The organism is Mesorhizobium sp. M0571, assembly GCF_040320985.1.
GTDB lineage: Bacteria > Pseudomonadota > Alphaproteobacteria > Rhizobiales > Rhizobiaceae > Mesorhizobium.
On record NZ_JAMYQT010000078.1, the window covers coordinates 1 to 18043 of the forward strand.

The window sequence follows — 18043 nt, forward strand, 5'->3', positions numbered from 1 at the left end:
CGCGGCGTCGCTGCGGGCCGCCCACCTCCCCTCCCCTGCAAGCGACTCCTCTTGTACCCCCTCTCCTCCCCCCCGGGCCCCCCACCCCGCCGCCCGCGCGCCCGCCCCCCGCCCCCCCCGGACCCCTGCTGCGTCATCGCCAGGACGACGCAGCAAGGGCAGGGGATCGTCCGTTGGAAGCGTCAGGTCGGCTCGACGTCGCTACGACCCTCGAAGCGGGACTTGCCGACATAGGCGTCGACATTGTCCTTGGTCACATAGGCCTGGCTGGTATCGCTGTTGGCCGGGCCGACGAGACCGCCGGAGAGCTTGTAGAGATACATCTGCTGGACCGGCAGGAAGCCCTGCAGATAGGCCTGCTGGTCGGTGGTAAAGTTGACGTCGCCGGCCTTGATGAAGTCCAGCGTCTGCGGGAACAGGTCGAAGCCGGCCACGGCGCCACCGGCTTTCACCAGGCCGTATTTGTTGGACACAAAACCACAGGCATAGGTGTCGGAACCGCCGGTGCCGAACAGGCCATTGACGGTCTTGTGGCTGAGATAATAGCTCTCGACGCGCGAGATTTCCGTTGCCGGATCCGGCCCGGTGTTGACGACATCGTAGGTGACGCCGCTGCCGCTGTCCTTGATCGCCTGGATGTAACCGTCGAGGCGCGGCTGGGTGTTGAGCGAGCCGGGCACGCCGATCGACAGCATGACGTGGCCGCCCCTGGGGATGAGCTTCAGCCACTTCAGCGCCGAGTTATAGCCGGACTGGTAGAGCGGCTGGCCGACATAGGACAGCCGCTTGTTGGGGCTGCCGACGGGAACGTCGGCGTTGAAGGCGACGACCGGAATGCCGGCCTGGGCAGCCATGTCGGTAGCGGCATCGAAAGCCGTCGGATCGACCAGGCAGACGGCGATGCCGTCGGATTTCTGCGCGATCGCGGTCTGCATGGCGCTGACCATTTCAGAGACGACGTTCTTCTGCGAACCCGTCCACTGATAGCTGCAGCCGAAGGCGGCGCAGGCGTCCTGGATGCCGTAGACCGTCGGCGTGAAGAACTGGTCCAGCGTCACATGGCAGACGAAGTGGAACTTGTAGGGCTTCTTCGGCAGGCCCGCCGATGAATCCGCCGCCCTGGCGGCACTGACGCCGCCGGCAAGGCCACCCAGTCCGCTGGCAAGGCCGGCGGCACCGAGACCGAGTTTCCCGGCCAGTGCGAAAGCGCTGCGCCGGCTGATGGCGGCGTTCACCATCTGATTTTTCGTTTCGTCGTCCACTTGGTTCCTCCCTCTTCGTTTTGCGGGTTGCCGCTTTTGTCGTCTGGTTACATTGTTATATGACAACTTTTGTGTCAATGCTTTTTCGACGCCGATTTGCGACGGGCCTTTTTGGGTTCGAACACGGTGCGGAAAGGTTGCCGCTTGACCGGCAGGTGGACGATACGGATCACAGGAAGCGAAAATGGCAGAAATCGAATTCAGGGCTGTCGCGAAAAACGGCCTGAAAGTGAGCACGATCGGGCTCGGCGGCACCGGGCTGGGCAATATGTACCGCGCCGTCGACACGGAAGCGGCGGTCAAGACGGTTCATGCCGCCTTTGAAAACGGCATCCGCTATTTCGACACCGCGCCGGTCTACGGCTTCGGTGTCAGCGAGACCAGGCTCGGGCTGGCAATCAGATCCTTGCCCCGCGCGGACATCGTCATCTCGTCGAAGATCGGCTACGACCTCGTGCCGATCCCGCCTGAGGACCTTCAACCGGCGCTGTGGGATCAGCCCGGTTCGTTCCGCGCCGAGTTCGACTATTCGCGCGATGCGGTGATGCGTTCGCTCGAAGGCACGCTCAAGCGCCTCGACACCGACTATGTCGACATGGTTTCGATCCACGACCCGGACGAGGCCATTCATTTCGGCCCCGGCGAAGACCCCTACGCCAGAAGCCGCTTCCGGGAAGCCATGGACGGCGCCTATCCGGCGCTCGACGAACTGCGTTCGCAAGGCGTCATCAAGGCGGTCGGTGTCGGCATCAACCAGTGGCAGATGCTATCTGATTTCGTCGTAGCCGGTGCGTTCGATTATTTCCTGCTAGCCGGCCGCTACACGCTGCTCGAGCAGGAACCGCTGGCGAGTTTGCTGCCGCTGTGCGAGCAGCGCGGCACCAAGATCATCATCGGCGGTCCCTACAATTCAGGCATCCTGGCAACGGGAGCGGTCAAGGGCGCGACCTTCAACACCAGGCTGGCGCCGGAACCCGTGCTCGAGCGTGTGCGCAGCATCGAGGCGCTGTGCACCCGCCATCATGTGTCGTTGCCGGCGGCCGCCCTGCAGTTCCCGCTCGGCCATCCCATGGTGTCGAGCGTCATCCCCGGCGCTCGGTCCGCCGAGGAGCTGAAGCAGAACCTGGGCTATCTGCGCGAGACTATTCCCCCGGCTCTCTGGACCGATCTCAGGAGAGAGGGGCTCATCGAGCTCGGCGCACCCGTTCCTAGAGCGAGATAAGCGAGCTAAAAGACGTCGCCTTCCAACCTCCGAGGCAGCATGTCAGTTCGCAGATTCCCGATGCTGGAAGAACTGCAAAAACAGTTCCCGCTCGGTGGTGATGTCGAGCTTTTCGTAGATGCGCCGGCGATGGTTCTTGACGGTGCCGACGGTGATGCCGAGACGCTCGGCGATGTTCGCCGTCGGGTGACCCGCCAGGATCAGCTGGACAAGTTCCCGCTCGCGCAGCGACAGCTCTGGCCACAGGCTCGCCGGGATGGTTGGCTCTTGCCGGGGCGAGGCGCCGGGGCCTGTCGGCGCCGACGTGCGCGAGAACTCGGCCCCGCGCGCCTTGATGTCGAGTGCGTGCAACGCCTCGAACACCGGCAGCCGCTCATCCAGCAAGGCGATCTCGCTGTCCTTGAACGACATCGTCGAGCGGTCGAGGAAGATACCGAGGCACCAGTCGCCGCCATCCGCCAGCATGATGCCGACCTCGTCGCAGATTTCCGACTGTGCCAGGAAGCCGGCTATGTATTGGCCGCGCTTTGCCTCGTCGTCGGCAAGCCGCTTCAGCGGCATGATGCCCAGCCTTCGCTCGCGCCGCCACGAGGCATAGAACGGATCGAAGACATAATAGCTGGCGAGGTAGCGCTGGACCATCTCGTCCGAGAAGCGCCGGTGCTTGACGAATTCCGGCGTCTGCGTCGCCGAATAGCGCGTCACGGTGACGAGGTCGTGCTCGATGTCGGCGCCGATCAGGTCGATCAGGCAGTCGACATGCCTGTCCGTGCCGGTGGCGGCAATCGCTTTGGCGAGCGGCGCCCAGATAGTGCCCATGCGCATGCCCTTTTCTCAGCGATATCAGCCCAGCCGTCATTGTGTCTTTAGGCATATGGCGCGATGCCGCCCGTCGAATCTAGCCTAGCGTCAACTTAGACCAGATCCCGAGGCGACCGTGACCCAACCCAACCTCACCGGCCCCATTGTTGGCAACCCGCCAATCATTGGCAATCCGATCGTCATCGGCATCGACGCCGGCGGCACCATGACCGATACGATCCTTGTCGATCAGGAGGGCCACTTCAAGATCGGCAAGTCGGCAACCACTCCGAAGAACGAAGCCGAGGGTTTTCTGGCCTCGGCCGAGGACGCGGCAGACGCCTGGGGCATATCGCTGGAATCGCTGTTTTCCGGCGTCAATGTCGTGCTCTATTCCGGCACCGGCATGCTCAACACGCTTTTGTCGCGCACTGGCCGCCGGCTCGGGCTAATCACCACCAAGGGCCTGGAAGACATGATCCTGATGGGCCGCGGCCTGCAGGCCTGGGCCGACTATTCCTACGCTGACCGGCTGCATGCGGTCACCCACCACCATCCCGATCCGCTGGTGCCGCGGCGTCGCGCCCATGGCGTCACCGAGCGCATCGACCAGTTCGGCGACATCGTGCTGCCGCTCTACGAACATGAGGTCTCAGCCGCCGCGAAGAAACTGATCGCCGACAAGGTCGAGGCGATCTGCATCATGACCATCTTCTCGCACGTCAATCCTGTGCACGAGAAACGCATCGCCGAGATCTGCCGCGATGAGATCGAAAAGGCGGGTGCCGAGATCACCGTCTACACAAGCCACGAGGTCCGCCCGGTCATCCGCGAGCAGTCGCGGCTGAACTCGGTGCTGATCGAAGCCTACGCCACCTCGCGCGGCCGCAAGCAGCTTAGGGGTATCGAGGACGTCTCGAAGAAATACGGCTTCAAATATGGCGTCCAGACCTTGCTCTCATTCGGCGGCCTGACCTCGATCAACCACCCGCGCCTGCATGAAACCATGATCTCCGGCCCGATCGGCGGCATCCTCGGTGCTGCCTATGTCGGCAAGCTGATCGGCAATGATTCGCTGATCTGCTCGGACATGGGCGGCACGTCCTTCGATATGGGCGTCATCCCGCGCGGCCAGACGCGGATCGAGAACGAGCCGCTGATGGACCGTTTCAAGCTCAACGTGCCGACGCTGCATCTCGACACGATTGGCGCCGGCGCCGGCATGATCCTCAAGGTCGACCCGCTGACCAAGAAGGTCAGTCTCGGGCCGGAAAGCGCCGGCTCCGATCCCGGCCCGATCTGTTTCGATCGCGGCGGCACCGAGCCGACCATCGCCGATTGCGACGCCATCCTCGGCCGTCTCAACCCGCACTACTTCCTCGGCGGCAAGGTCGTGCTGCAGGTCGAGAAGGCCCGCCGCGCCTTCCAGGAGAAATGCTCCGACATATTGGGCGTCGGGCTGGAGGAAGCCGCCGAAGGCATGATCGACATGCTGGAGTCCGATGCCAACAACGCCCTGCGCCGGGTCATTTCAGGCCAGGGCATCCATCCCTCGGAGTTCACGCTGCTCTCCTATGGCGGTTCGGGCCCGCTGCACCTGGCCGGCTGCTCCAGAGGCATCGGCTTCAAGGACATCATCACCTTCCAGTTTGCCGCTGCTTTCTCTGCCTTCGGCTGCACCACCGCCGATTTCATGCGCCGTCATTCCGTCTCCACGCAGCACGACATCCCGTCTCGTGCCGACGAGGCGACGCTTGCCGCTTTCGGCGCTAAGGTCACCACGGTCTGGAACGACCTGACCAAGGCGGCGGTCGACGAGATGATCGCCGACGGCCATGCGCGTGAAAAGATCAGGACCGTGCCGTTCCTGATGATGCGCTACACCGGCCAGCTCGAGGACGTCGAAGTCATGGCGCCGCTCGCCGAGGTCAATTCGGCCGATGACATGCGCAAGGTCATCGACGAGTTCGAGGCGGTCTACGCCAAGGTCAACCATCGCGTGTCACGCTATGGCGAGGCCGGCTTCACCATCACCGAGCTCGGCCTGATCGCCACCGCCGACAAGGTCAAGCCGGTGCTGCTCAAGCGCCCGCTCGGCGCCTCCAATCCGGCAGCCGCCCACAAGGGTGTGCGCGAAGCCTATATTGGCGGGCGCTGGCACAAGGCCAATCTCTACGAGATGGATCTGCTGCAGCCCGGCCATGAAGTGATCGGCCCGGCCATCATCGAACACCCCGCCACCACGCTCGTCGTTCATCCGCAGGACCGCGTCCATGTCGATGAATGGACGTTGCTGCACTACACTCATGCTTGAGAGGGCGACCGCCATGTTGGACAAACCTGCCTCGGCCCTGCGCCTTCGCGAAAGACTGCTCGATTCCGAGCGGCTGATGGAAGAGACCGGCTGCTATGACGGCATCACCGAGCTCACGTTGCGCAACCAGGATCCGTTGAAATTCGAGACGCTGCACACCAAGCTGCGCGCCTATTGCGTCTCGGCACGCGAGATGGCGCGTCGCATCTCGGCCTCGCCCGGCGTGCGCGAAGTCGGCGAAATGGTGGTCGCCATCTACACCCCCGAGGGCGACGCCATCGCGCTCTCCAACGGCATCATGGTGCACGTCCATACGATGAGCCGCTTCATCAAATGGATGATCAAGAACAACTACGAGGAAAACCCGCGCATCCGCGAAGGCGACATCTTCGCCAACAATGATGCCTTCATCGGCACCGTGCAGGTGCCCGACGTCATGGACGTGGTGCCGATCTTCTATGACGGCACGCTGGTCGGCTGGGCCGGTGCTGTCTGCCACGAGCTGGAAGCGGGTGGCATTACCCCGGGCGGTGACGTCTGCCTGGCGCAGGAGCGTTTCACCGAAGGCCTGTTCGTTTGCGCCGAAAAGATCGGCGAGAATGACGAGATCCGCCGCGACTATGTCATCCGCTGCGAGCGCAATCTGCGCATGCCAATCTACTGGGTGCTCGACGAGAAAGCCAAGGTCGCCTCCTGCATCGACATGCGTGAAAGCGTCAAGCAGCTGATCTCCGAGATCGGCCTCGACTACTGGATGAAGGTGTCGAAAGAGTTCATCGAGGAAGGGCGTCGCGCCCAGCTCGCCCGCACCCGCCAGCTCACAGTCCCGGGCATCTATCGCGGCCATACCTTTTACGGCCACGTCACCGCCGGCAAGCCCGGCTTCCAGCTGCTCGGCGATCCGGACTGGCTCTACAACATCCCGATCGAGATGGAGATCTCCACCGACGGCAAGATCACCATGGACTTCGAGGGCACCCAGCCCTGGGGCTACCATTCGATGAACTGCACGCCGGCCGGCATGGATGGCGGCATGTTCGTTACCCTCACTCAGCACATGAATTTCGAAGGCCTGGTCAATGACGGTGCCTGGATGGCGACCGAACTCAAATTGCCGCACGGCACCTGGACCAATCCCGACAACGAGATGGTGGCGACAGCCACGTCGTGGGCCTTGCTGTTGCCGGCCTACGGCGTCTTCCAGAGGCTTCTGTCGCGCAGCTTCGTGGCGCGCGGCTTCGTCGAGGAGGCCTTTGTCGGCCAGGTCAACAGCCCGATGATCGAGATGGGCGGTGAAAGCCAGTACGGCACGCCGTTCGGCATGGCGCATTTCGAATGCGCCGCCGCCGGCTCCGGCGCGCTCGCCATCAAGGACGGTCTCGACACCGCCTATGTCGGCTGGAACCCGGAATCCGACATGGGCAACATCGAGGTCTGGGAACAGTCAATGCCGATGGTCTATATCGGCCGCTCGATCGTGCCGAATTCCGGTGGCGCCGGCAAATATCGCGGCGGTTGCTCCTTCGTCTCGACCTGGCTGATCAACAAGACCCCACATCTCAGGCTCCATACCTCGGAGCACTCCTCGCGTGTGTTCGACAATGGCGGCCTGTGCGGCGGCTATCCGGCGCCGACCTGCCAGAAGCACCGCGCGGTGCGCAACTCCAACATCCGCGAACTGGCCGCCAGGGGCGAACCGCTGGCGCACGCGCCAGGCATCGACCCGCACGTCTCGGATTACGAGAGGAACATTGGCGGCGATCACGTCGTGGTCGAGGGCCCTTACATCACCTCGCCGCACAAGTCCGGCGATATCTTCAGCCATTCCTACAATGGTGGCGGTGGCTATGGCGACGTGCTGGAGCGCGATCCGATCAAGACGGCCTGGGATGTCGAGAACGGTTTTCTCACCCGCGAATCCGCGGACCAGGTTTTCGGCATCGTGCTGAAGGACGATGCCGACGGCTATCCGGTTGCCGATATCGACGCCACGGTCGAACGCCGCGCCGCCATGCGCAAGGACCGTTTGGCCAAGGCGATCCCGGTGGCTGACTGGATCGCCGCCGAGCGTGGTCGTGTCGAAAAGGCCGACTTCGCGCCCGAGGTGAAGAAAATGTATGCCAGCGCGATCAAGCTATCGTCGCGCTTCACCAAGGATTTCAGCGATTTCTGGAATGTCGACGCCAGATCGATCTTCACGCCGGGAGCAAAGCCATGACCTCGTACAGCAAGGAAGTCATTCGCGATCTGGCTGCCGGCCAGCTGCCCTGGCCGCAGACAAGGCGCATCATGAGCGCCTACAAGGACGATGACCGCTTCTTCAAGATGGTCACCGTCTACCAGGACCGCGTCACTTGGAAAGACCCAATCCTGCTGCCGGTCTCGGATCATCTGTTCATCTGCCAGAGCGGCGACGAGCGGATAACCCGGTGCGAATGCGGCTATTCCTTCGGCGACTACCGCAAGAACTGGAAGTTGAACGCCGCGATCAACGTGCGCAACACCGAGCAAGCGCTGCGCGAGATCTATCCGAACAGCGATCTTCCCGACCCCGAATGGATGGAAATCCGCGAATTCATCTGCCCGCAATGTGGCACGCTGCACGAGGTCGAGGCGGCCGCACCGGGCTATCCGATCGTGCATGATTTCGAACCCGATCTCGAAGGTTTTTATCGCGAGTGGCTGGGGAAACCACTCGAAGGAAGCTGATGTTGTGAACCGCGTCGCAGGCAAGGTAGCACTCGTCACCGGGGCCGGAATGGGCCTCGGGCGGGCGGCTGCGTTGCTGCTTGCAGCGGAGGGAGCCAGGCTCGTCGTCACCGACATCGATGAGGCAGCCGCCCGCGAGACGGCCGATCTGATCGCTCAGAACGGCGGCGAAAGCCTCTCGCTTCGCCACGACGTTTCGAACCCCGACGACTGGCCACCAGTGATGGCGGCTGTTGAGCAAAAATTTGGCCGGCTCGACGTGCTGGTCAACAATGCCGGCATCGCCATCGCAAAAAACATCGAGGACACCTCGCTGCAGGAATGGCGGCGCACCATCGCCGTCAATCTCGACGGTGTCTTCTTTGGCTGCCAGCAAGGCATCGCCCTGATGAAGCAATCGGGCGGCGGCTCGATCATCAACCTGTCGTCCATCGACGGCATCATCGGCGAGGCCGATCTCGCCGCCTACTGCGCCTCCAAGGGCGGCGTGCGCACCCTGACCAAGGCGGTCGCCGTCCACTGCGCCGAAAAGCGCTACGGCATTCGCTGCAACTCCATCCATCCGGGCTACATCTGGACGCCGCAGACCGAAAACTATCTGTGCGATCTCGGCACGCTCGACCAGGAAAAAGCCAAGGCGCTGGCCCGTCACCCCATAGGCTTCCTCGGCGAGCCCAACGACATCGCCTACATGGTCCTCTACCTCGCCTCGGATGAATCCAAATTCGTCACCGGCTCCGAAATGGTCGTCGATGGAGGCTATCTTGCCGTGTGAATTTCAATTCCTCCCGGGCCTGCTTGCCCGCATTGAACCTTCCGGAGACTACGCCTGATGACAAACCTTTCCGGCCGCAGCGCGATCATCACCGGCGGGTTTTCGGGTATGGGCTTTGCCATCGCCGCGGCGCTGGCCGAGGCCGGCACCAATGTCGCCGTCGGTTCCTACATCGCGCCCGCCGGCGCCGACCAATCCGATGCCGCCTATTATCCCGGCGCGGACGAGATCGAGCGCGTGCGTTCGGCACTTGCCGCCCATGGCACCAGGGTTCACGCCGCCCACCTCGACGTGCGCGACAGCGATGTCACCAACCGTTTCGCGGCGGAAGCCGAAGCGGCTATCGGCCCCGCTGACATTCTGGTCAATGCTGCCGGCACCACCGCCGAGCAGCCGGTCTGCGGCCATTCCGACGCTCTGTGGGACAAGATCGTCGACACCAATCTGACCGGCGCCTTCCGTGTCACCCGCGCCCTGCTGCCTGGCATGATCGAGCGCGGCTGGGGCCGCATCGTCAACATCGGCTCGACGGCGGCTTCCGTCGGCTGGAAGGACAACCCGGCCTACTGCGCTTCCAAGGCCGGCCTGCTCGGCCTGACCCGCTGCGTGGCGCTGGAAGGGGCGGCGCATGGCGTCACCTGCGTGATGATCAGCCCGACCTGGGTCGAGACCGAACTGATGCGCCGCAATGTGGCGCAGGTCGTCGAGCGTGAAGGCAACGGGCGCACGGCAGAGGAAGCGATGGCCGAGATCGCCCGCGGCAACCCGCAGCAGCGCATGCTGCAGCCGCAGGAGATCGCGGCGCTGGCCGTCTTCCTGTGCTCGGACGCAGCCAGGGGCATCACCATGGAAAACATACAGATCACCGGCGGCGCCCTGTGGTAGCGTCCGCGCGGGATGGTTCCGGTCTTCATGGGAGACGGCCGGCATAGAACAAGAGAAATCCAAACCGACAGGGGAATTGAGATGAAAAAAACAAATGTCTTAAAAGCCGCCGGCATCGGACTAGCGCTTCTGCTTGCCGCGGCTCCGGCACGAACCGCCGAGCTTGGCGCCAAGGACGAGCCGATCAAGCTTGCCATGCTCGAATGGACCGGCGCCCACGTGTCCACTCACATCGCCGGCCAGTTGCTCGAAAAGCTCGGCTACAAGGTGGAATACGTCACCGCCGGCAACTTCCCGCAATTCTCCGGCCTTGCCGATGGCTCGCTCAGCGCCTCGGTCGAGATATGGCTGAACAATGTCGGCGACATCTATCCAAAAGTGCTGTCCGAAAAGAAGATCGAGGACATCGGCAAGCTCGACCTCGAAACGCGCGAAGGCTGGATCTATCCGAAATTCATGGAGAAGGTCTGCCCGGGTCTGCCCGACTGGTCGGCACTGACCAAGCCCGAATGCGTGCAGGCTCTGTCGACGCCCGAAACGGCGCCCAACGGCCGCTTCCTCGACTATCCGGCCGACTGGGGTTCGCGCGCAGCGACCATCCTGGCCGACAACAACATGCCCTACACCGCCGTGCCGGCTGGATCGGAAGGCGCGCTGGTCGCCGAGCTCGAATCCGCCGAGGCGGCCAAGTCGCCGCTGGTCATGATGTTCTGGGGCCCGCACTATGCACTTGCCGAGAACGACGTCGGCTGGATCAAGATGCCGCCCTGCAAGGAGCAGACCAACGAGCATTGCATCACGCCGCCCGATGTCGACAAGATCGTCTGGTCCGGCTTTGGCGCCAAATGGCCGGCAGCCCTTGCCTTCCTCAAGGCCTTCAAGATGGACGCCACCGAACAGCAGAAGATGATGCTGGCCGTCGACAAGCAGGGCAAGGATCTCGACGCCGTCGTCAAGGAATGGGTCGACAAGAACGAAGCGGTGTGGAAGCCCTGGGTCGACGCGGCCAAGGGATAGGCGGCCCGATGTCCCGCCACCTGGGCGGTGGTCGATTTGCCAATCCGGCTTCGCATCCGGGCGAAGCCGGGTCGTGGCTGCTTGAGGGCTTCACCCGATGACTGTCGCCGCCCCTTCAATCAAGCTGGCCTGCCGCAATGTGTGGAAGGTCTATGGGCGGCGACCCGCCTACTATTTCGATTCACGCGGCTACATCATCGAGCCGGACGCGCTGGCCGAGCGGTTGCGTTCGGAGGCGCATCTGCCGGCCGTGGTCGACGCCACTTTCGAGGTCGCGGCCGGCGAGATCTTCGTCATCATGGGGCTCTCCGGCTCCGGCAAGTCGACGCTCGTGCGCTGCCTGTCGCGGCTGGTCGAGCCGAGCGCCGGCGAAATCCTGCTCGACGGCCAGGACCTGCTCAAGGCCACCGGCAAGGAGCTTATCGAACTGCGCCGCCACGCCATGGGCATGGTGTTCCAGAATTTCGGCCTGCTGCCGCATCTCAGCATTCTGGGCAATGTGGCGTTCCCGCTGAAGATCCAAGGCAAGCCGGTGAAGGAGCGCGAAGCCCGTGCTCGCGAGATGATTGCGCTGGTCGGTCTCGAAGGCCGCGAGGCCTCGTTTCCACATCAGCTTTCAGGCGGCCAGCAGCAGCGTGTCGGCATCGCCCGCTCGCTCGCCGTCGGCCCGGAACTGTGGTTCCTAGACGAGCCGTTCTCCGCACTCGATCCGCTCATCCGCCGGCAGATGCAGGACGAATTCCTGCGCCTGCAACGGATGCTGAAGAAGACCATCGTCTTCATCACCCACGACATGGCTGAAGCCTTCCGGCTGGCCGACCGGCTCGCCATCATGCGGGCCGGCAAGATCGTCCAGATCGGCCGCCCGGCCGATATCGTCCTCAACCCGGCCGACGACTATGTCGCGCAGTTCACCGAGGACATGCCACTGCTGCGCGTCATCAGGGCCGGCGATCTCGCGACGCCGCTGGAAGGAGCAGCGGTGCCCGAAGAAAGCGTTGCCGCCGATGCCAGCCTGGAGGACCTCATTCCACGGCTGGCCTCAGGCGTTCGCGCGTTCAGCGTGCCGGGTGAGGGCGCCGGCCCGCCGGCGCTGCTGACCGCAAGTGCTGTCCTTGCCGTGCTGGAGCGGGAACAGACAAGGCGGACCCGGTCATGACGGCGCCGGCCGCATCGTTTCGATCCTCGCCGAGGGTCACAATCGAGCCGGCCCTTCTGCCCTGGTGCGCCTTGATCGCGCTGACCGCGCTGTGCCTCGTCCTCAAGACCGATTTCCCCTGGCTGGTGACGTTTCCCAAGGAATGGACCTTGCCGCTGGCGGCAGGGGTGAACGCGGTCACCGACGCCGTCGTGACCGTCGTCCAGCCGGCGTTCCGGGCCCTTTCCGCCGCGCTAGAAGCGCCGATGCGTGGCGCGCGTCTCGTCCTGGTCTGGCTGCCATGGCCGGCGGTGATGCTGGCGGTGGCGGCGCTGGCGCTGAAATCAAGCGGCATCAGGCTGGCAGTCTTTGCCTTGCTGGCTTTGACCTACATACTCTTGGCCGGCTATTGGCCGCAAAGCATGAGCACGCTGTCATTGGTGTTGCTCGCCGTGCCGATCTCCACCGCGCTCGGCTTCGCGCTTGGCGTGCTCGGCCATAGCAGGCCCGGCCTTCGCCCGGTGCTGCTCGGCGCGCTTGACCTGATGCAGACCGTGCCGGCCTTTGCCTATCTCATCCCGTTGCTTCTGCTGTTCGGCTTCGGCCCGGTGGTCGGGTTGATCGCCAGTGCTATCTATGCGACGCCGCCGATGGTGCACAACACCATGCTCGGCCTCGATCGCGTGCCTTCCGATATCAGCGAGGCCGGGTTGATGAGCGGCTGCACGCGTCGCCAGCAATTCTGGTATGTCGAAGTGCCGACCGCGCTGCCGCAGATCCTGGTCGGCTTCAACCAGACGACGATGGCCGCATTGTCGATGGTCATCGTCGCCGCCATCATCGGCGGCTTCGAGGACATCGGCTGGGAGGTGCTGTCATCGATGCGCAAGGCCGAGTTCGGCCAGAGCATCCTGTCGGGCCTGGTGATCGCGCTGCTCGCCATCCTCATCGACCAGCTGACGATCGGCTTCGCCAAGGCGCGTCCGGCCGGGCCGACGGCGGCCATGACATGGATGACCGGCCGCCGGCTGGCAATTGTCCTGGCCCTCGCGTCGGCGCTGGCGATTGCCATTCGCCTCTTGTGGCCGGACGAAACCTTGCTGCCGGCCACGGGGCTGCGCATGCAGGTCGGCGGCGTCAATCAGTGGCTTTTGGGGCTCGTGCGCGATTATGCCTGGTTCTTCGACGGCCTGCGCAACGGCGTTCTCTATTGCCTGCTGCTGCCACTCAGGATTGGCATAGCGGGCGCCGCGGTTCCCGCGATTTGGGGGTTCACGCTCTCGCCGACAGCGAACGCGACCTATGCTGTCGCCGTCCTGCTCGGCTGCGCCTTGTTGCTGCATCGCCTCAACTGGCGGCCGGCGCTGGCGCTGCTGGTCGGCGGCACGCTGCTCTACAGCGGCTTTCTCGGCTTTCCCTGGCCGGTTTTCATCCTCGGCATTGCCCTGCTCGCCTTTCAGGTCGCGGGCCTGCGGCTGGCGCTTTTTGCCGCCGCCGGGTTCCTGCTAATCCTCGTCAACGGACTGTGGGGCGCGCTGGTCCAGTCGCTCTATCTCTGCACGCTGGCGGTGCTGCTTTGCCTTGTCATTGGCGGCGCGCTCGGCGTCTGGGCCGCCTACAGCGAGCGGGTTTCGCGCGTGATGAAGCCGGTTTGCGACGCGCTGCAGACCATGCCGCAATTCGTCTTCCTGATCCCGGCGCTGATGTTCTTCAAGGTCGGTGAGTTCACAGCACTGATCGCCCTCATGCTCTATGCTATCGTGCCGCCGATTCGCTATGTCGAGCACGGCTTGCGCCATGTCCGGGCCGATGTCGTCGAGGCGGTCGAACAGATGGGCGCGACCCCGGTGCAGACGCTGTTCCAGGCCAAGCTGCCGCTAGCGCTGCCTGTCGTCATGCTGGGGCTCAACCAGACCATCATGGCGGCACTGTCGATGCTCGCCATCGCCGCCCTGGTCGGCACGCGCGATCTCGGACAAGCGGTCTATGTAGCGCTGGGCAAGGCCGATGCCGGCATGGGGCTGATCGCCGGCCTGTCGATCGCCTTCCTGGCCATTCTCGCCGATCGCTTGGTGCAAGCAGCGGTAGCGGGGCGGACAATGGATTTGTGATGCTGATCACTTGCCTGCCATGATCGCTTTCCCCCACCATCTGCCGGCATCCTGGCGAGAGATATGTGGCCAGGACGTCTGCGGTTTGTCGCCTTCGTGCCGTTACAGAGAAGAGTCCCGCAATCACTTGATACTATAGACAATTTGAATTCACGCTTGCCTGATCGGGAGCGGCAATGGCCGTGGGGTACCGAGCGGGATCATTATGCGTCAAGATACAATGAATAAAATCGTCATATCTACTAGATACGTGCACCAATATGGAGGGCTGGGCTTCGCTAAACCCATGGCACGCAGGTGGTAGTTTCCCGCAGGACCATCTAAAGACAGAAGGGAACGATCCTACGCCTGTTTTCCGAGTTCCAATTTCTACCGTTCGTCGATCAGACTGCGATCAGCCATGCATAACGCCACTACAGCAAGGCTGGAAGTCCTATGGTCAATGCATGCGGTAAACGGCGGCAACGACGTGCAAACAGGATGATTTGGACACCGACCACGGCTTCGACATGCCGGTCGTACAAATAGCGCAGCGCTGAAAAATCGCCGAGGGCGAAGCCAACCGATCGACCGCGTAATCTGGAAGGCATTGCGGCGGCCTTCGGCGACGCCGTTGGTGATCCTGCCGTTGTTCGGTCGCTCGGTCGCCGGATGGTATCTCGCAGACCACCGACAAGAAAGCGCGTGGTGCCATCTGGTCTACGGCCGCTCGTCGTAACCGCGCGCATTTCTTCAAGGCGTTCGTTGTTGCTATTTTGACAGATTCTAAGTTAGCCGCCGTCCAGCGGTGTCGAACAGGCAGACGCGATCGGTCTGTAGCTGCAGCCAGATGATCTCGTCGGGCTGCACGCTGATCCGCTCGTGAAACATCGTCACCACGGTCTGTCCGCCGACGGTCGCGGTCACCTGCGTTTCGGGGCCGAGGGGCTCGACCACCACGATGCGGGCCGGGATGCCGGAGCCCGCCGTAGCGATGGTGAAATATTCCGGCCTGATGCCGTAGATCGCTTCCGTACCGGACGGCCTTGAAACGCTGCCGGGCAGCGGCAGCACGATGCCATCATTGGTCTCGAAGACAGGCCGTCCGACGGCGCTGTCGAAGCGGCCTTTCAGCAGGTTCATCGATGGCGAGCCGATGAATTCGGCAACGAACATGCTCTGCGGGTCATCATAGAGATCGAGCGGCCGGCCGACCTGTTCGACATGGCCGCCATTCATCACCACAATCCGGTCGGCCATGGTCATGGCCTCGACCTGGTCATGCGTGACATAGATCGCAGGATCCGCGGAGTACCGTGCTTTGCCCAGGTTGTTCACTTAAAAGCTACGATACGTAGCGTACACTTGTCAACTACGATACGTAGCGTACACTTGTCAAGCCGATTCGCGGATTTTACGCGGGATCAGCGACGCCAAGTCTGCCCGCTTGCATTGGCCAGATGGACTGCAGGAAGGGAACGATGGAAAGGAATGTTCGATTGCGAGCGGTGAAGGTCGCCCACCCGCGCCCACGCGGCGCCGATGCGACGGCAGCGATTCTCCGCGCTGCGCTGGAACTGGGCGAAGAGGTAGGATTCGACGCGCTGACGATTGAAGGCATCGGGGAACGGACTGGCGTGGCGAAGACGACAATCTACCGCCGGTGGCCGAATGTCTCGGCAGTCGTGATGGATGCGTTTCTCGCCGAAGTTACAAAGGCGGCGCCAATCCAGGAAAAGGCGACTGCCCGCGAGAGTTTTGCAGCGTCGATGAAACTGCTCGCACGGGCTTACCGCGGTCAACAGGGCAGGATCATGCGGCCGCTATTGGGGCGTGCCCAAACCGATGAGAGGCTGCTGGATGCCGTGAAGATGCGTTGGGTCGAGCCACGGCGACAGATTGCCCGTGAGATCGTTCGGCGTGGCATAGCCAATGGTGAACTGAGACCCGGATTGGATCCGGATGTCGTGCTCGACACTCTATATGGGCCGATCTATCACCGGCTCCTCGTTCCGTACGTTAACTCCGACATCCCCGACGCTTACATCGAGGCGGTCATTGAAACAGTGTTTGGCGGTCTGGAGTTGAAGTCGCGCTGACCCGGCGGTCGATGTCGAGCAGCATAGTGCCGCGCGTCAGCGGTTGTTGGCTCGTCGTCGCGGCTCAGGATCTTGTGGGGGCGTCCAATCGCAAGGAGAGCTCCAATGAAGGAAATGCCTGCATCCCATGCCTACCGACTGCTTGAGCCTGGCCCCATCGTCCTGGTCACGACTGCTCTAAACGGCAAACCGAACGTGATGACGATGGGCTTCCACATGATGGTCCAGCACGCGCCGCCGCTGATTGGATGCGTCATCGGACCCTGGGACCACAGCTACGGCGCATTGCGCGAAAGCCGCGAATGCGTGATCGCTATCCCAACGGTCGATCTTGCGCGCACAGTCATCGATATCGGCAACTGCTCGGGCGACGAGGTCGACAAATTTGGGAAATTCGGGCTGTCGCCCTTATCCGCCCGGGACGTAGGGCCGCCACTTATCGGGGAATGTCTCGCCAATATCGAATGCCGAATTGCTGATGACGGCATGGTCGAAACCTACAACCTTTTCCTTCTGGAGGCGCTCCGGATCTGGATCGATCTCGACCGGAAAGAGCGGCGGACATTGCACCACAGGGGAGACGGGTCCTTCACAGTAGACGGCGAAGTCGTCGATCTGCGCAAGCGGATGGTGAAATGGCGGCATCTTCCAGACTGAGTTTTGGGAGTCTGAAAGCCGAATTCGCATCACGCCACAAGATCAACCCGGTCCGAGCGAAGGTCGATGCAATTAGCCGAGGCTTCCGGCGAAGCGCTCCGCCAGGCGATCACGACGAAAGCCCTCGACGACAAAGTCGACGAAGACGCGGGTCTTGGCGGGGAGCAATGTTCGGGTGGGATAGTAGATCGAGATCGGTCCGCCGTCGGCGTACCATTGTGGCAACAATCGCACGAGCGCGCGCCTTTCGAGATGCGGAAGAGCATGTGGCACGGCGATAAGCGTCACGCCGAGACCGAGCAGTGCCGCCCGGCACATCGCCTCGGGATCGTCGAGTACGATCGTTTCCTTCAGTGTCGCAATAGTTTCCGCGCCGGCGGCGTCGCGCATGGTGCGCTCGCGGATTCGTCCCGTCCGCGTGGAGCGCATGACAATACCGTCGAAGAGGGCCAGCCCCGAAGGATCGCCAGGCCGCTTCCTGCCTTTCAGATAGGCTGGCGAAGCAACAGCGATGATATGCAAGGGCGCAAGCGTGCGTGTCACCAAGCCCGGCGCCAAGTCGTTACCGCCACCGATGGCCGCGTCATATCCCTCTGCAATCAGATCGACTTGCCGGCTCTCAAACCTCCAGTCCGGGCGAATGTTGGGATAGCGCGCGAGGAAGCCTGGCAACAGGGGCAGGATGTAATCTGCGCCAAACGTCAACCCCATGCTGACCTTAAGCACACCAGCGGGCTCACCGCGATCGGTGGCAGCGTCCGCGATCGCCGCCTGCAGGCCTTGCATATGATCCTGCATTGCGAGCAGGAAGCGCTCACCGGCCTCGGTCAGAGTCAACTTCCGGGTCGTTCGCTGAAACAGCCGGACACCGAGATTGCGCTCCAATATCGCCACGTTACGGCTGACCGCGGCCGGGGTCAGGGAAAGCCTTCGCGCTGCAACCGAGAAGCTGCTGGCTTCCGCGCTGCGGGCGAAGGATTCGAGGTTGGCCAGTGTCTCCATGGGCTTTTTTCAAGTGATGCTTGTAAGAATTGCAAGTCATTGCGGACTAATTATAGGCCAATAAAAGGGCGA

At 62.9% G+C, this 18043-nt stretch carries 15 protein-coding genes; 11 read left to right on the forward strand and 4 right to left on the reverse strand.

The annotated features are described in order from the left end of the window. Positions 1–182: 182 nt before the first annotated feature. Complete coding sequence (locus NKI85_RS35420; RefSeq protein WP_352780459.1) at positions 183–1262, reverse strand: sugar ABC transporter substrate-binding protein; 1080 nt, start codon at positions 1260–1262, stop codon at positions 183–185. 184 nt (positions 1263–1446) lie between these two features. Between NKI85_RS35420 and NKI85_RS35425 the strand changes: the two genes are divergently transcribed. Next, the gene (locus tag NKI85_RS35425) at positions 1447–2484 is read left to right on the forward strand and encodes an aldo/keto reductase (protein WP_352780461.1); all 1038 of its coding nucleotides are present in this window, start codon (positions 1447–1449) and stop codon (positions 2482–2484) included. 42 nt (positions 2485–2526) lie between these two features. Here the strand turns inward: NKI85_RS35425 and NKI85_RS35430 are convergent, their stop codons facing one another. Continuing rightward, on the reverse strand, positions 2527–3309 hold the full coding sequence (locus NKI85_RS35430) for a helix-turn-helix transcriptional regulator (RefSeq protein WP_352780463.1): 783 nt from the start codon (positions 3307–3309) through the stop codon (positions 2527–2529). Between the two features lie 160 nt (positions 3310–3469). On the opposite strand from NKI85_RS35430, the gene NKI85_RS35435 reads away from it, so the two are divergent. The 8 genes from NKI85_RS35435 to NKI85_RS35470 all read left to right on the forward strand — a co-directional run bounded on the left by NKI85_RS35435 (position 3470) and on the right by NKI85_RS35470 (position 14234). Then, a complete protein-coding gene (locus NKI85_RS35435; RefSeq protein ID WP_352780486.1) occupies positions 3470–5599 on the forward strand; it encodes a hydantoinase/oxoprolinase family protein in 2130 nt (709 codons plus the stop codon). Positions 5600–5612: 13 nt separating this feature from the next. Further along, positions 5613–7817 (forward strand): hydantoinase B/oxoprolinase family protein, encoded by a 2205-nt coding sequence (locus NKI85_RS35440; RefSeq protein ID WP_352780465.1) that lies wholly within the window; start codon positions 5613–5615, stop codon positions 7815–7817. Next, positions 7814–8308, forward strand: a complete 495-nt coding sequence (locus NKI85_RS35445; RefSeq protein WP_352780467.1) for an acetone carboxylase subunit gamma — start codon at positions 7814–7816, stop codon at positions 8306–8308. The genes NKI85_RS35440 and NKI85_RS35445 overlap by 4 nt, the downstream gene beginning before the upstream one ends. Before the next feature lie 4 nt (positions 8309–8312). Continuing rightward, positions 8313–9083: a glucose 1-dehydrogenase gene (locus NKI85_RS35450; RefSeq protein ID WP_352780469.1), complete on the forward strand. Its 771-nt coding sequence runs from the start codon at positions 8313–8315 to the stop codon at positions 9081–9083. A gap of 57 nt (positions 9084–9140) precedes the next feature. Further along, positions 9141–9968: an SDR family NAD(P)-dependent oxidoreductase gene (locus NKI85_RS35455; protein ID WP_352780471.1), complete on the forward strand. Its 828-nt coding sequence runs from the start codon at positions 9141–9143 to the stop codon at positions 9966–9968. Positions 9969–10049: 81 nt separating this feature from the next. Continuing rightward, positions 10050–10985 carry an ABC transporter substrate-binding protein gene (locus tag NKI85_RS35460; protein ID WP_352780473.1) on the forward strand — a complete coding sequence of 312 codons (936 nt, stop codon included), beginning with the start codon at positions 10050–10052 and terminating at the stop codon, positions 10983–10985. Positions 10986–11082: 97 nt separating this feature from the next. Beyond that, entirely contained in the window at positions 11083–12144 is a 1062-nt protein-coding gene (locus tag NKI85_RS35465) for a quaternary amine ABC transporter ATP-binding protein (RefSeq protein WP_352780475.1), read from the forward strand. Then, complete coding sequence (locus NKI85_RS35470) at positions 12141–14234, forward strand: ABC transporter permease (protein ID WP_352780476.1); 2094 nt, start codon at positions 12141–12143, stop codon at positions 14232–14234. The genes NKI85_RS35465 and NKI85_RS35470 overlap by 4 nt, the downstream gene beginning before the upstream one ends. A 765-nt stretch (positions 14235–14999) precedes the next feature. On the opposite strand, the gene NKI85_RS35475 is transcribed toward NKI85_RS35470, so the two are convergent. Further along, positions 15000–15473 carry a TOBE domain-containing protein gene (locus NKI85_RS35475; protein ID WP_352780478.1) on the reverse strand — a complete coding sequence of 158 codons (474 nt, stop codon included), beginning with the start codon at positions 15471–15473 and terminating at the stop codon, positions 15000–15002. A 221-nt stretch (positions 15474–15694) separates the two neighbouring features. On the opposite strand from NKI85_RS35475, the gene NKI85_RS35480 reads away from it, so the two are divergent. Both NKI85_RS35480 and NKI85_RS35485 read left to right on the forward strand, forming a co-directional pair. After that, on the forward strand, positions 15695–16312 hold the full coding sequence (locus NKI85_RS35480) for a TetR/AcrR family transcriptional regulator (RefSeq protein ID WP_352780480.1): 618 nt from the start codon (positions 15695–15697) through the stop codon (positions 16310–16312). A 105-nt stretch (positions 16313–16417) separates the two neighbouring features. Continuing rightward, positions 16418–16969, forward strand: a complete 552-nt coding sequence (locus tag NKI85_RS35485) for a flavin reductase family protein (RefSeq protein ID WP_352780482.1) — start codon at positions 16418–16420, stop codon at positions 16967–16969. 72 nt (positions 16970–17041) lie between these two features. On the opposite strand, the gene NKI85_RS35490 is transcribed toward NKI85_RS35485, so the two are convergent. Next, positions 17042–17971, reverse strand: coding sequence for a LysR family transcriptional regulator (locus NKI85_RS35490; RefSeq protein WP_352780484.1), 930 nt, complete (start codon positions 17969–17971; stop codon positions 17042–17044). Positions 17972–18043 lie beyond the last annotated feature (72 nt).